The organism is Variovorax ureilyticus, from assembly GCF_037889935.1.
Lineage (GTDB): Bacteria > Pseudomonadota > Gammaproteobacteria > Burkholderiales > Burkholderiaceae_C > Variovorax > Variovorax ureilyticus.
In genome coordinates, this window is record NZ_JBBKZU010000023.1 from 35,458 (window position 1) to 48,341 (window position 12,884).

At 68.5% G+C, this 12,884-nt stretch carries 13 protein-coding genes; all 13 read right to left on the minus strand.

The features are described from left to right. Positions 1-2 precede the first annotated feature (2 nt). The 13 genes from WKW77_RS32030 to atzF all read right to left on the minus strand — a co-directional run bounded on the left by WKW77_RS32030 (position 3) and on the right by atzF (position 12,840). A complete protein-coding gene (locus WKW77_RS32030; RefSeq protein WP_340360928.1) occupies positions 3-668 on the minus strand; it encodes a cysteine hydrolase family protein in 666 nt (221 codons plus the stop codon). Positions 669-683: 15 nt separating this feature from the next. Then, positions 684-2,297 (minus strand): ABC transporter ATP-binding protein, encoded by a 1,614-nt coding sequence (locus WKW77_RS32035; RefSeq protein WP_340360929.1) that lies wholly within the window; start codon positions 2,295-2,297, stop codon positions 684-686. A gap of 40 nt (positions 2,298-2,337) precedes the next feature. Further along, entirely contained in the window at positions 2,338-3,036 is a 699-nt protein-coding gene (biuH, locus tag WKW77_RS32040; protein ID WP_340360930.1) for a biuret amidohydrolase, read from the minus strand. Between the two features lie 5 nt (positions 3,037-3,041). Then, a complete protein-coding gene (locus tag WKW77_RS32045; RefSeq protein ID WP_340360931.1) occupies positions 3,042-3,962 on the minus strand; it encodes an ABC transporter permease in 921 nt (306 codons plus the stop codon). Continuing rightward, a complete protein-coding gene (locus tag WKW77_RS32050; protein WP_340360932.1) occupies positions 3,959-5,044 on the minus strand; it encodes an ABC transporter permease in 1,086 nt (361 codons plus the stop codon). The genes WKW77_RS32045 and WKW77_RS32050 overlap by 4 nt, the downstream gene beginning before the upstream one ends. A gap of 31 nt (positions 5,045-5,075) precedes the next feature. Continuing rightward, the gene (locus WKW77_RS32055; RefSeq protein WP_340360933.1) at positions 5,076-6,191 is read right to left on the minus strand and encodes a BMP family ABC transporter substrate-binding protein; all 1,116 of its coding nucleotides are present in this window, start codon (positions 6,189-6,191) and stop codon (positions 5,076-5,078) included. Positions 6,192-6,300: 109 nt separating this feature from the next. Then, on the minus strand, positions 6,301-6,681 hold the full coding sequence (gene hpxZ, locus WKW77_RS32060; protein WP_340360934.1) for an oxalurate catabolism protein HpxZ: 381 nt from the start codon (positions 6,679-6,681) through the stop codon (positions 6,301-6,303). Between the two features lie 11 nt (positions 6,682-6,692). After that, a complete protein-coding gene (locus WKW77_RS32065; protein WP_340360935.1) occupies positions 6,693-8,117 on the minus strand; it encodes an AtzE family amidohydrolase in 1,425 nt (474 codons plus the stop codon). Next, positions 8,114-8,320 carry a DUF4089 domain-containing protein gene (locus tag WKW77_RS32070; protein WP_340360936.1) on the minus strand — a complete coding sequence of 69 codons (207 nt, stop codon included), beginning with the start codon at positions 8,318-8,320 and terminating at the stop codon, positions 8,114-8,116. The genes WKW77_RS32065 and WKW77_RS32070 overlap by 4 nt, the downstream gene beginning before the upstream one ends. Positions 8,321-8,440: 120 nt before the next feature. After that, the gene (locus WKW77_RS32075) at positions 8,441-9,271 is read right to left on the minus strand and encodes an ABC transporter ATP-binding protein (RefSeq protein WP_340360937.1); all 831 of its coding nucleotides are present in this window, start codon (positions 9,269-9,271) and stop codon (positions 8,441-8,443) included. Next, positions 9,268-10,080 carry an ABC transporter permease gene (locus WKW77_RS32080; protein ID WP_340360938.1) on the minus strand — a complete coding sequence of 271 codons (813 nt, stop codon included), beginning with the start codon at positions 10,078-10,080 and terminating at the stop codon, positions 9,268-9,270. Before WKW77_RS32080 ends, WKW77_RS32075 begins: the two co-directional genes overlap by 4 nt. A gap of 4 nt (positions 10,081-10,084) precedes the next feature. Next, positions 10,085-11,098 (minus strand): ABC transporter substrate-binding protein, encoded by a 1,014-nt coding sequence (locus WKW77_RS32085; RefSeq protein ID WP_340360939.1) that lies wholly within the window; start codon positions 11,096-11,098, stop codon positions 10,085-10,087. Between the two features lie 38 nt (positions 11,099-11,136). Continuing rightward, positions 11,137-12,840, minus strand: a complete 1,704-nt coding sequence (gene atzF, locus WKW77_RS32090; RefSeq protein ID WP_340360940.1) for an allophanate hydrolase — start codon at positions 12,838-12,840, stop codon at positions 11,137-11,139. Between the last annotated feature and the right edge of the window lie 44 nt (positions 12,841-12,884).

The window sequence follows — 12,884 nt, forward strand, 5'->3', positions numbered from 1 at the left end:
TGTTAGTGCTTGCCGAGCGCGGCGAGCAGGGCGTCGCTGCGGGCGGTCCACCCGACGATCGCGCCCTGCGCGCGGATCATCTCGACGGCCGCCGCCTTGAAGGCGGGAAAGTAGCTCTCGGTGCAGTCTTCGAGCAGCAGGCCCTCGTAGCCGCGGTCGTTGGCCTCGCGCATGCTGGTCTGCACGCAGACCTCGGTGGTCACGCCGCCGAAGATGAGGTGCGTGATGCCGCGCCGCTTGAGCATCTCGTGCAGGCCGGTGGCGTAGAACGCGCCCTTGCCGGGCTTGTCGACCACGATTTCGCCTTCGACCGGCGCGAGCGCGTCGATGATCTGGTTGCCCGGCTCGCCCATCACGAGGATGCGGCCCATCGGTCCTTCGTCGCCGATGCGCAGCGTCGGGTTGCCGCGATTGCGCTTGGCGGGCGGGCAGTCCGACAGATCGGGCTTGTGGGCCTCGCGCGTGTGCACGACCAGGCCGCCGGCCTCGCGCCACGCCTGGAGCGCGCGCCGCGTGGCGGGCACGATGGCTTCGAGCAGCGACACGTCGTTGCCCAGCGTTTCGCCGAAGCCGCCGGGCTCGATGAAGTCGCGCTGCATGTCGATGAGCACGAGCGCGGTCTTCGCGAGGTCGAATTCGTAGGCGAACGGTTTGGCGTCGATCTGCATGGCGGCGTCCTGCGGCTATGCGGCAGCCGCCTGATGGTGGTCCCCGCCGCCCATGTGCGCGCCGAGCACATGGCGCTCGGCAGTGGCGGCCGGCGTCTCGAAGACCACCCGGCCTTCGCTCATCACGACGATGCGGTCGGCCATCTCGAGCAGCTCGTCGAGGTCTTCGCTGATCAGCAGCACCGCGCCGCCGCGTGCACGCACCTGCCTGATGCGGCCGTGGATCTCGGCGACCGCCGCGAAGTCGAGCCCGAAGACGGGGTTCGCCGCGATCAGCACGTTGATGTCGCCCGCGAGCTCGCGCGCCAGCACCGCGCGCTGCACGTTGCCGCCCGACAGGCTGCGGATCTGCGCCTCCTCGCCCTGCGTCTTCACGCCGTATTCGGCGATCCACTCGCGCGCACGGCTCTTCCAGACCGGGAAGTTGAGCACCTCCGCGCCCATGGCCTGCCACGCGAGCGGCGGCTGGTCGAAGTCGCGCAGCGCCATGTTCTCCGACACGCTCAGATCGCCGACGCAGGCGTTGCGCAGCGGCTCCTCGGGAAGGCTGCGCACCTTGAGCCGGCGGTTCTCCTCGCGGCGCGCGCCGTAGGACTTGCCCATCACCGTCACCGTTCCGCCGAGGCGCGGACGCTGGCCGACCAGCGCCTCGACCAGTTCGCGCTGGCCGTTGCCCGAGACGCCCGCCACGCCCAGGATCTCGCCGCCGCGCACCTCGAGGCTGAGGTCGTGCACGGCGAGCGTGCCCCGATCGCCCAGCGCGCGCAGCCGATCCACCTTGAGTGCCACCGGCGCATCCGCGCGCGTCGGTGTCACCACATGCAGTGCGCGAGCCGGAGCCGAAGCCGTGTCGCCCTCGGACGGCGGTGCTTCGCCCTCGCCCATCATGGCCGCGGCAAGCCGCGCGGGGTCGGTGTCCGGCACCTTGCAGTGATGCACCGCCTTGCCCCGGCGCAGCACCGTGACGCTGTCAGCGTAGGCCATCACCTCGCGGAACTTGTGCGTGATGATGAGCACGGTACACAGGCCGCTCAGCGCGAACTCGCGCACATGGCCGAGGACCTCGTCGGCCTCCTGCGGCGTCAGCACCGACGTGGGCTCGTCGAGGATCAGAAGGCGCGGCTTCAGGTAGAGCTGCTTGAGCAGTTCGAGCTTCTGCTTCTCGCCGGCCGCCAGTTCGGCGGGGCGCATGTCCAGATCCAGCGTGAACGGCGTGGTCGCGAGGAAGTCCTTCAGCTCGGCGCGCTTGCGCTTCCAGTCGATCAGCGCGGGTGTCTTGCCGCCGGCCAGCAGCAGGTTCTCGGCCACCGTCATGCCCGGCGCCAGCGTGAAGTGCTGGTAGACCATGCCGATGCCGAGCGCCCGCGCGACGATCGGGTTGGCGATGTCCTGCTCGCGGCCATCGATGAGGATGCTGCCCTCCTCCGCGCGCTGGTAGCCCGCCACGCACTTGACCAGTGTGCTCTTGCCTGCACCGTTCTCGCCGAGCAGCGCATGCACCGTGCCGGGCTCGACGCGCATCGTCACGCGGTCCATGGCGGTGAAGCTGCCGAAGCGCTTGGTGAGCTCGTAGGTGTCCAGCGCGAGCGCGCCGGTGGCGGGCGGAAGCGGATCGACGGGCGCAATCATGGTGCCGGTGCCTTTCTCAGTGCGTCAGTGCGTCAGTGCGTCAGAACGTCGCCAGTGTTTCGAGCAGCGCGCCCGAGGTCGCATGCGCGCCGAACACGCCGCCCTGCATCGTGATCATCTTCAGCGCCGCCAGATGGTTGCCGTGGTCGGTCGCGGCGGTGCAGTCCGACAGCAGGAGGCATTCGAAGCCGCGGTCGTTGGCGTCGCGCATCGTGGTGTGCACGCACACGTCGGTGGTGATGCCGGCGAGGATCAGGTTCTGGACGCCCCGCGTGCGCAGCACCAGGTCGAGATCGGTCGCGTAGAACGAGCCCTTGCCGGGCTTGTCGATGACCACTTCGCCATCGGCCGGCGCGAGCGCGGGGATGATCTCCCACCCCGGCTCACCGCGCACGAGGATGCGGCCGCACGGGCCGTCGTCGCCGATGCCGACGCCGTTCGCGCCGATCTGCCTCGAACGCCAGCGCTTGTTGGCCGGCAGGTCGGCGAGATCGGGACGATGCCCTTCGCGCGTGTGGATGATGCGGAAGCCCAGTTCGCGCATGCGTGCGAGCGTGCGGCGGATCGGCTCGATCGGCGCCTGCACCAGCGAGAGGTCGTAGCCCATCACGTCGACATAGCCGCCCTTGCCGCAGAAGTCGGTCTGCATGTCGATCACGATCAGCGCTGTGTTGTCGGGCCGCAGCGCGCCGTCGTAGGGCCATGGGTAGGGGTTCGCCGCGACGTGGGTGGTGTTCATGGCATTCAGCGCGTCGAGGAAAGTTCGCCGGGGCTGCCGACCGCGACCTTGCCGGGCTTGCAGGTCAGCACGAGGATCACCAGCGTGAGCACGTAGGGCACCGTGTTGAAGAGGTGATAGCCCCAGCCCACGCCGATCGACTGCAGCGCCGGCCCGATCGCGCCCGCACCGCCGAACAGCAGCGCCGCACCGATGCAGCGCAGCGGGCTCCAGCGGGCGAAGATCACGAGCGCGACCGCGATGAGCCCCTGTCCGCTGGAGATGCCTTCGTTCCAGCTCCCCGGATAGAAGAGCGTGAGCGATGCTCCGCCGAGCCCAGCGATGAAGCCACCCGCCGTGGTCGCCGCGATGCGCAGCCCGGAGACCGAGTAGCCCAGCGCCCGCGTCGCGTTCGCCGAATCGCCCGCCATGCGCACGAGCAGCCCGATGCGCGTGCGCGCGAAGCCCCACCACAGCAGCACCGCGAGGGCAATGCCCACCGGCACCAGCGCGTTGACCTGCAGCGCCGAACGGATCACCGGGTTGTCGCTCCAGTTGCCCAGAGGAATGGACGGCAGTTGCGGCGCTTGCGGCTGGATCAGCGGCTTGCCGAGATAGAACGCGAGGCCGGTGCCGAACAGCATCAGCGCGATGCCGGTCGCGACGTCGTTCACGCGATCGAGCGAACACAGCAGGCCATGCAGCAGGGCAAGCATCGCGCCGACGATCGCGCCGATCAGCGCGCCGAGCCATGCGGAATCGGTGAGCCACGCGCCGCCGAACGACGCCATCGCCGACAGCACCAGAACGCCTTCGAGACCCAGGTTGATGCGGCCCGATTTCTCGGTGAGGCACTCGCCCAGGCTCACGAAGAGAAAGGGCGCGCCCACGCGCAACGCCCCGCCGACGATCGCCGCGAACAACGCCACCCACTGGTCGGCCGTCATGGCGTGGCCTCCGTCGCGATCACGGGACCGCGCGGCGCGACGGGCGCGCGATTCCTCATTAATGCCTTCCAGTCGATCATGCGCAGCCCCTCGCTCGCGAGGATCAGCACAAAGGCGATGCCCTGCAGCACCAGCACCGAGGCATCCGGCAATCCGAGCCGCCGCTGCAGCAGGCTGCCGGCCGCGCCGAACCCGCCGAACAGGATCGCCACGGGGATGATCGCCACCGGGTTGTGCCGCGCGATGAACGACACGAGGATGCCCGCATAGCCGTAGCCCGCGATCAGCGAAGCGTTCGCGTTGGTGTGCACTGCCGCCACCTCCACGGCCCCCGCGACACCGGCGCACGCGCCGCCGAGGCCGCACGCCGCAAGGATCAATCGATTGGCCGGCAAGCCCACGAGTTGCGCCGTGCGCGGATTCCCGCCGACCACGCGCACCGAAAAACCCGATGCGGTGAATCGCAGCCACAGCCCCGAGGCGATGCACGCGACGATGCCGATCACCAGCCCCCAATGCACATCCGAGCCGCCGATGCCGCCGATCCCGAGGCCCTCCGCAAGCGATCGCGTCGCCGGCTTGTTGAGGCTCGCCGGATCGCGCAGCGCGCCCTCGACGAAGTGCTTGAAGAATCCGATCGCCACATACGCGAGCAGCAGGCTGCTGATGGTCTCGTTGATGCCGCGGTACTGGCGCAGCCAGCCGGCGAGCGCGATCCATGCGGCACCGGCGATCGCACCCGCGACGCATAGCGCGAATGTCCCGGCGATATTCGCCGGCAGCGGCATCACGTAAGGCACAGCCGCGCAAGCCAACCCGCCGAGCACCAGCGCGCCTTCGCCCCCGATGATCACCAGCCCCGCGCGCGCCGGGATCGCGACGCACAGCGCAGTGAGCATCAGCGGTGCCGCGCGCTGCAAGGTGTTCTGCCAGGAGAACCAGTCGCCGAACGCGCCCTTGAAGAGGATGACCCACACATCCACCGGACTCACGCCGGCGAACCAGACGAACACGCCGAACAGCAGCAGCGCCGCCGCGATGGCGAACACCGGCAGGGCGATCTCTTTCAGTGCGCTGGGCATCGTCGGCTCGCGGTGCTGAAGTTGAGGCGCCTTATCCGACGGAGCCGACGACCCCCTCGACGAGGTAGTTCATCTTCTCCAGTTCGAGATCGGTCTGCTTCAGCGTCTTGCCGGCGGCGATCACGACATTGCCCTTGTTGTCCTTCAGCGGCCCCTGGAAGATGTCGAAGGTGCCCGCGAGCATCTTCGCCTTGATGTCGTCGGCGTTCTTCTTCGCCGCATCGGTCACCATCGAACCATAGGGCGACATCTTCACGTAGCCCTCTTTCAAGCCGCCGCGCAGGAAGTTGGGATGCGGCTTGCCGGTCTGCGCCGCATCGATGATGGTCTTGTAGGCGGTGAGCCAGTTCCATTCGGCGCCGGTCAGGTAGGCCGCAGGCGCCAGCTTGGCCTGGCTCGCGTGGTAGCCGCAGACCATCTTGCCGCGCTTGGCCGCCGTCTCGACCACCACCTTCGGACCATCGACGTGCATCGTGAAGACGTCGCAGCCCTGGTCGGCGAGGCTGTTGGTGGCTTCCGCTTCCTTGACGGCCATCGACCAGTCGCCGGTGAAGATCACGCTGCAGGTGATGTTCGGCTTGACCGAACGCGCGCCCATCGTGAAGGCGTTGATGTTGCGCAGCACCTGCGGAATCGGCTTGGCGGCGACGAAGGCGATCTTGTTGCTCTTGGTCATGTGGCCTGCGACCACGCCGTTGAGGTACTGGCACTCGTCGATGTAGCCGAAGAAGCTGCCGACGTTCTTCGGATGCTTGCCTTCGGTCCAGAGGCCGCCGCAGTGGGAGAAGCGCACCTCGGGGTTCTTCGGCGCGACCGCGAGGATGTGCGGATCGAAGTAGCCGAAGGAGGTCGGGAAGAGCAGCGTCGCGCCGTCCTGCGCGATCATGCCGGTCATCGTCTTCTGCACGGCCGCGGTCTCGGGCACGTTCTCTTCCTCGACCACCTTGATGCCGGGCATCTTCTTGAGCTCGGCGGCCGCCTGCGCATGCGCCTGGTTGTAGCCGTAGTCGTCGCGCGGGCCGACGTAGATCACGCCCACGGTCATCGGCTTCTGCGCGCTGGCGAGCGCACTCCAGCCGCCGAGCGTCGTCGCCGACGCAAGTGCTGCAAGGGACTTCAGGGAATCGCGGCGATTGAACTGGCTCATGGTGCAGGCTCCTGGAAGTGAAGGATCGAAGGGCGTCGAGGCCTAACTTGGATACAAGCTGGTGTGCATAAACCGTACCAACGGAAATGCGCCGAAACGGGGAACGGAATCAGCCCAGAAGGCTCACGTGCGCCGCCACCACGCGCCAGCCTTGGGCAGTGCGCATCCATGTCTGGCTCTGGCGCCCCGTCCTTGTGCTTCCTTCGCGGCGGAATTCGATGTTGGCGGTCGCGAAGTCGAGGCCGTAGGTGGTGATCACGGTGCGCAGAATCTCGCGCGCGAGGCCCTCTGCCGGGCGCGCGGCGCGGAAGGCCTGGATCTCGGCGTAGCCGTAGAGGTTTTCGGTCGCGCCGTAGCGCAACGTGTGGGGGCTGGCCCAGAACAGCTCGTCGAGCACTTCGACCTTGTTGTTCACCAGCGCGTCTTCGTAGCGGTCGAAGGCGGCGGTGACTTCGGCCACGACCTCGGAGAGATTGATCAGGGGTGTCATGGTTCCGCCCTTCACAGAGGTGCGACGGGCGCCTGCGCGACGCCGGCCGATTCGAGCGCTGCGGCGACGCGCAGCACCAGGTCTTCGCGCCAAGGCGCAGCGATCACCTGGACGCCGATCGGCAGGCTGGGATGCGCGCCCCACACCGGCACCGCGCACACCGGCAGGCCGATGCACGAAATCGGCTGCGTCAGCACGCCCATGTTGGGACGCACCGGCAGGCGCTGGCCATGGAGCTCGAACCATTCGGCGCCGATCGGCGTGGCGGCGCATGGCGTCGCCGGCGCCAGCAGGATGTCGAAGCGATCCAGGAGGCTGGCGACCTGCTCCGCGTAGAGCCGTCGCACGCGCTGCGCGCGAGCGACCCACGCCGCCGGGAGCAGCGCGCCTGCGAGGAAGCGATCGCGCGACAGCGGCTCGAAGTCTTGCGGCCGCGTGCGCAGATCCGGCAGGTGCAGCGCCGCGCCTTCGGCATTGGTGATGAGGAAGGCCGCCGCGCGCCCCGCCTCGACCATCGGCAGTTCCACCGTGTGATTCGCACCCAGGGCCTGCGCGACGGCATCGACGGCGGTGATCGCCTCGGGTTGCGCCCGTTCGCGGAACCAGCCGCCGAGCACGCCGATGCGCAGCCCGTGCAGGCCATGCCCCAGTGCCGGCGACGCCAGCTCGATGCTGCGCTGCGCACATCCGGGATCGCGCGGCCCCGGTGTCTCCGGGCCCTGCATCGCGTCGTAGGCGGCCGCCAGGTCGCGGACAGAACGCGCGAAGGGACCGAGATGATCGAGGCTCGACACGAAGGGATAGCTGCCGGTGCGAGGCAGTCTCCCGAAGGTCGGCTTGAGCCCGAACACGCCGCACAGCGATGCGGGCACGCGGATCGATCCGTTGGTGTCGGACCCGAGCGTGATCGGCACCTGACCGGCCGCCACGGCCGCGCCGGAGCCGCCGGACGATCCGCCGGCGACGCGCGAGAGGTCGTGCGGGTTGTGCGCCGCGCCCACGTGGCTGTTCTCGGTCGTGAAGCCGTAGGCGTACTCGTCCATGTTGAGCCCGCCGACCAGCACCGCGCCGGCGCTTTCCAGCCGGCGAACGAGCGTTGCATCGCTGCGCGCCGGCGTCGCCTCGCGTTCGATCTTCGAGCCCGCGAGCGTCGGCAGCCCGGCGATGTCGAAGAGGTTCTTCACCGCGAAAGGCACGCCGAGCAGCGGCAGTTCGCGCGTGCGCGCGCCACGGTCCGAAGCGAGCGATTGGTCGATCTGCGACGCACGCCGCAATGCGCGCTCACGGACCACGTCGGTGAAAGCGTTGACGCGCACGTCGGTCGCGGCAATGCGATCGAGGCTCGCCTGCACCAGGTCGCCGGCACTCACCACGCCTGAACGCACCGCCTCGGCCATCGAGGACGCGTCCCTGAGCACGATCTCGGCGGCCTTCATTGCTCCTTCTCCTTCGGCACGACCGGCGAGAAGGCGACGGCGGGCTCGTGATGCGGCGCGAGCGGCACCGCATCGATCACGGCGGCAAGGTCCGCCGCGAGCGCGAAGTAGCGGAGCACACCCGGTCGGTGATCGGGCCGCAAGCGCAGCCCAAGCGCCGCAGCCGCGGCATCGACGTACGTCTCGATCTGAACAGGCGTCATCGAAGCTCCTATCGTTTCAGCCGGGGGACGCCGTGGAGCCGGCTCGGCCGGGCCGCTGGTGTCGCCCCCTTGAGGGGGTGCCCGAGCCACACGAAGTGGGCGAGGCTGGGGGTGGGCTTGTCATCGGCGCACTTCGCGCTGGAAGATTTCGAGGCTCAGTTTCTTCATCGCGACGAAGCTGGACGAACTGAGCGTCTCCAGCGTGCGCGGGCGCGCATCGCGGTAGTCGAGGATCTCCGCCACCTTCGTCGGCCGCTTCGTCAGCAGCAGCACCTGGTCCGCGAGGTACACCGCCTCTTCGAGATCGTGCGACACCAGCAGCATCGTGGTGCCGGTCTGCATGAACACCTCCTGCAGCTTTTCGCGGATGAAGAGCGTCATCTCGAAGTCGAGCGCGGAGAAGGGCTCGTCGAGAAACAGCACCTCCGGGTTCGGCGCGAGCGCGCGCATGATCGAGGCCGTCTGCTGCTGCCCGCCCGAAAGCTCATAGGGATAGCGGTTCAGGTCGAACTTCACGTCGAACGAGGCCACGAGTTCCTGCATGCGGCGGTCGACCTCCGCCTTCGAGCGGCCTTCGAGCTTCAGCGGGTAGGCGATGTTGTCGATGGTCCGCATCCACGGGAACATCGCCTCGCGGTAGTTCTGGAAGACGTAGCCGATCTTGGTGTCCTTGAGCGACTTGCCGTCGAACAGGATCTCGCCGGAGTCGATGGGAATCAGCCCCGCGATCATGTTGATGAGCGTCGACTTGCCGCACCCGTTGGGCCCGAAGACCGAGACGATCCTGTTTTTCGGCATGTCGAGGTCGAAGTTCTCGTACAGCGGCCAGCCCGCGAAGTACTTGGTGAGGCCGCGGATCGTGATGTGCGTGCCCGCCGGTCCCGGCTGGAACGCGGGCGCCGGCACGTCGGCATAGACCGGGCCGTTGATGACGTTGCCTTCGGTTCTCATCGCCCGCTCCAGTGCACGATGCGGCGCTCGGCCAAAAGGAAGAGGATGTTCAGCGCATAGCCCAGCGCGCCGGCCGCGAGGATCGATGCGTACATGTCCTTCACGTTCATCACCTGCTGCGAGTTGATGATGCGGTGGCCGAGGCCGCTGTCGGAGCCGATGAACATCTCGGCCACGATCACGATCACCAGCGCCATCGAGACCGCGGAGCGCAGGCCGACGAAGCTCGGCTGCAGGCTCTCCCACACCAGCACGTCGCGGAAGATCTGCCAGCGCGACGCGCCCATGACCTTGGCGGCCATCACGCGCTGCTTGCGGGCGTTCATCACGCCATAGGCGCTGTTGAACACCACGATGAGCATGGCGCCGAAGGCGGCGATCGCGACCTTGTTGACGTCGGAGACGCCGAAGATCATCAGGAACAGCGGAATGAGCGCCGACGACGGCGTGGAGCGGAAGAAGTCGATCAGGAACTCGACGCTGCGATAGGCCTTCTCGTTGCTGCCGAGCAGCACGCCCAGCGGCACGCCGACCACCGCCGCGATCAGGAAGGCCTGCAGCGTGCGCCATACCGTGACCGCGAAGTCGGTCAGGAGCGCCCCGCCGGCGAGGCCGGTGATCAGCGTGGCGATGGTGTCCGAGGGCATCGGCAGCAGGATCGCCTTGATGAAGCCGAGGCGCACTGCGAGGTCCCACACGATGAAGAGCACCACCGGCCCGATGAAGGGCAGGGCCTTGCCCCAGTGCGATCCGCGCGGCGGCGCGGCGGTCGGCGAGGGGGCGGACACGGTCCAGGGCGCGGCACTCATCGCATCACCCCTTGTAGAGCATCGTGTCGACCATCAGGCGCGACGAGAAGATGCCCTTTTCAGAGAACAGGTCGAAGAACTTCTGGAAGTACGCGACGTCCGCCGGCGTGAACTCGTTGTACATCGTGTAGGCCGCGAGCGGCACCTCGGCGGTGAGCGGCCCTTCGATCGCGGTGTAGCCCTTGAGGTATTGGCGCGCTTCGGCCGGCTTGCTGCGCACGAAGGCCACGCCCTGGCCGTACGCGGCGATGAATTTTTTCGCGGCCCCGGGGTTCTTCCTGATGAACGCGGAGGTGAGCGAGGCCGAGCCGCCGAACCACGGCGCCATCGGATCGCCCAGCACGTACTTCGCGATCACGCCGGATTCGAGCACGCGGGTGCTGCCGTTGAGGCGGCCGATGGTGCCGGTCGGCTCCAGCGTGTAGCACCCGTCGACCTGCCCGGCCGCGAGCGACGCGACATGCTGGCCGATCGGCAGTTCGACGACGGTCGCGCCGGTCGCGCCGCCGCGTTCGAGGACAGTTTTGGCGAGCGTCACGTTTTGGATGCCGGGCCCGGAAGCGACGCGCTTGCCCTTGAGGTCGGCCATGGTCTTGGCGGTGCTCGCCGCGGGCACCAGCATCTGGTCGAGCACGTTCTTCGCGTTGCTCGGGTTGGAGCAGAAGATCTTGAAGCTGCCCGGCGCGGCGATCTCGCCGATCGCGATGTTGGCCGAGCCGGTGCCGTTGGCGCTGCCGTCGCAGCGGTCGGAGAGCATCGCTTCCATGATCTGCTGTGCACCCGCGAAGCGCTGCACTTCGACGTCGAGCCCGGCGCTCTTGAAGTAGCCCTGCTCCACCGCCGCATAGAAAGGCAGCCCCGCCGCGATGGGCCAGTAGCCGATGCGGATCTTGAGCGATGCCTGCGCGCGCACCAGCGCCGGTGCGGCGAGCACCGCGAGTCCGGCCGCGCCGGCCTGGAGCACGCGTCGGCGCGCGGCCGGCGCTGGAAGAGTCGGATGAGTGTCGGAACGGGCCATGGAGGACTCCAGAGAGTTCGAGGTTGGATACGAGGGGTTCAGGCGGGCTGCGCGGTGCGCGATGCGATGTAGGCACGCCACCCGCCGTGGTGCGTGATGTCCTCCGCGCCCTGCACGGCCAGGGCTTCGCAGAGAAAGCCCTGCACGCTGCTGCCGTCGGCGAGCGTCAGGCTTCCGATGCCGAGCGGCGCCGGGATGAGCGCGACGAAGCTGCCGTAGTGCGCGAGCGGCATCTCCCAGACTTCGACCGCGATCGCCGCGCCTTCGGCCCCAGGCACGCGCAGCAGCCCGGGCTTGGGCGGCACCGTGCCGGACAGCGCGAAGAGTCGGTATTGCGCAGCGGTGTGCGTCGCCTGCAGCAGCCGTGCACCGCGTTCGACCAACTGGCCGTTGAGCGGCATGCCCGACAGATGTGCGCCGACGAGGGCGACGCGCACCGTCGGAGCCGGCCCGATGATCGGCAACGCCTGCATCGCGGGCATCGGCTCACCCGTCGCGCCGAGCGGCAGGCCGGTGGCGTGGTGAAAGCGCTGGCCCAACTCGGCCAATTGGAAGTCGCTGCCGCAGGGGCCGATGATCGTGATGCCGAAGGGCAGGCCGTCTTCGCGCAGGCTCGCGGGCACGGAGATCGCCGCGTAGTCGAGCAGGTTCACGAAGTTCGTGTACTCGCCGAGATTGCGGTTGAGGGCGACCGGATCGGCCCGCATGGCCTCGATCGTGTAATGCGTCGGCGCGGTCGGCACCAGCAACACGTCGATGCCGTCCCACAGCGCTGCCGCGCGCTGGGCCAGCGCCTGGAGCTTCACGCGAGCATCGACAAAGTCGGCAGCGCTGTAGCCCCGGCCCTGCGCCAGGATGCCGCGCACCGGCTCGATCACTTCGGCCTCGTGCGCATCGAAGAACTCGCGCACCGCGGCATAGCGTTCGGCCACCAGTGCGCTTTCGTAGAGCAGTGCGGCCGCTTCGGCGAGCGGCGCGTAGTCGATCTCGACCGGCGCGCCGCCCAGCGCGCGCATCTGCCCGATCGCCTTCGCGAAGGCCTGCTGCGCCTGCGCGTCGCCGAAGAAGCGCAGCACCGACGGCACGCCGAAGCGGAAGCTGGCCGGAAACGGCTGCGTGGCGAGCGCCAGCCTGCGCGAATACGGATCGCCCGCATCGAAGCCCATCGCGGCCTGCAGTACGCGCGCGGCGACATCGACGGTGCGGGCGAAGATCGACACGCAATCCACGCTCTGCGCTGCCGGCACCACGCCGCGCGCGCTCACCAGGCCTCGCGAGGGCTTGATGCCGACGATGTTGTTGAGCCCGGCGGGCACGCGGCCCGAACCCGCGGTGTCGGTGCCCAGCGAGAAGTCGGCCTCGCCCCGGGCGACCACGACCGCGGAGCCCGAGCTGGAGCCGCCCGAAACGTAGCGCGCATCGAAGCTGTTCGGCACCGGGCCATAGGGCGAGCGGGTGCCGTTGAGGCCGCAGGCGAACTGGTCCAGATTGGTCTTGCCCAGCAATTGCGCACCGGCGTCGAGCAGACGCTGCACCACGGTTGCGTGCGCCAAGGGTGTGCGCGAGAACTCGGCGAAGGTGGGGCATGCCGCCGTGGTCGGCACGCCGGCCACATCGATGTTGTCCTTGGCCGCGAAGCGCAGCCCGGCCAGCGGGCCGCTCGCGGCCGTCGTGAGCGGCGAGGCGAGCCGCGTGATCCACGCCGGCCCGGCTGCGTCATCCGTTTGCTGATGCACCATCATTAAGCATCCCGTCTTGTGTACAAGATGCCTTGCAAGCGGTATGC

What these genes read in the sequence shown, in the direction of transcription:
- WKW77_RS32070 (WP_340360936.1), bottom strand. Translation starts at nt 8,320, where the DNA reads ATGACGCCTGTTCAGATCGAGACGTACGTCGATGCCGCGGCTGCGGCG.
- WKW77_RS32050 (WP_340360932.1), bottom strand. Translation starts at nt 5,044, where the DNA reads ATGCCCAGCGCACTGAAAGAGATCGCCCTGCCGGTGTTCGCCATCGCG.
- WKW77_RS32045 (WP_340360931.1), bottom strand. Translation starts at nt 3,962, where the DNA reads ATGACGGCCGACCAGTGGGTGGCGTTGTTCGCGGCGATCGTCGGCGGG.
- WKW77_RS32055 (WP_340360933.1), bottom strand. Translation starts at nt 6,191, where the DNA reads ATGAGCCAGTTCAATCGCCGCGATTCCCTGAAGTCCCTTGCAGCACTT.
- atzF (WP_340360940.1), bottom strand. Translation starts at nt 12,840, where the DNA reads ATGATGGTGCATCAGCAAACGGATGACGCAGCCGGGCCGGCGTGGATC.
- WKW77_RS32065 (WP_340360935.1), bottom strand. Translation starts at nt 8,117, where the DNA reads ATGAAGGCCGCCGAGATCGTGCTCAGGGACGCGTCCTCGATGGCCGAG.
- WKW77_RS32030 (WP_340360928.1), bottom strand. Translation starts at nt 668, where the DNA reads ATGCAGATCGACGCCAAACCGTTCGCCTACGAATTCGACCTCGCGAAG.
- hpxZ (WP_340360934.1), bottom strand. Translation starts at nt 6,681, where the DNA reads ATGACACCCCTGATCAATCTCTCCGAGGTCGTGGCCGAAGTCACCGCC.
- WKW77_RS32085 (WP_340360939.1), bottom strand. Translation starts at nt 11,098, where the DNA reads ATGGCCCGTTCCGACACTCATCCGACTCTTCCAGCGCCGGCCGCGCGC.
- biuH (WP_340360930.1), bottom strand. Translation starts at nt 3,036, where the DNA reads ATGAACACCACCCACGTCGCGGCGAACCCCTACCCATGGCCCTACGAC.
- WKW77_RS32075 (WP_340360937.1), bottom strand. Translation starts at nt 9,271, where the DNA reads ATGAGAACCGAAGGCAACGTCATCAACGGCCCGGTCTATGCCGACGTG.
- WKW77_RS32080 (WP_340360938.1), bottom strand. Translation starts at nt 10,080, where the DNA reads ATGAGTGCCGCGCCCTGGACCGTGTCCGCCCCCTCGCCGACCGCCGCG.
- WKW77_RS32035 (WP_340360929.1), bottom strand. Translation starts at nt 2,297, where the DNA reads ATGATTGCGCCCGTCGATCCGCTTCCGCCCGCCACCGGCGCGCTCGCG.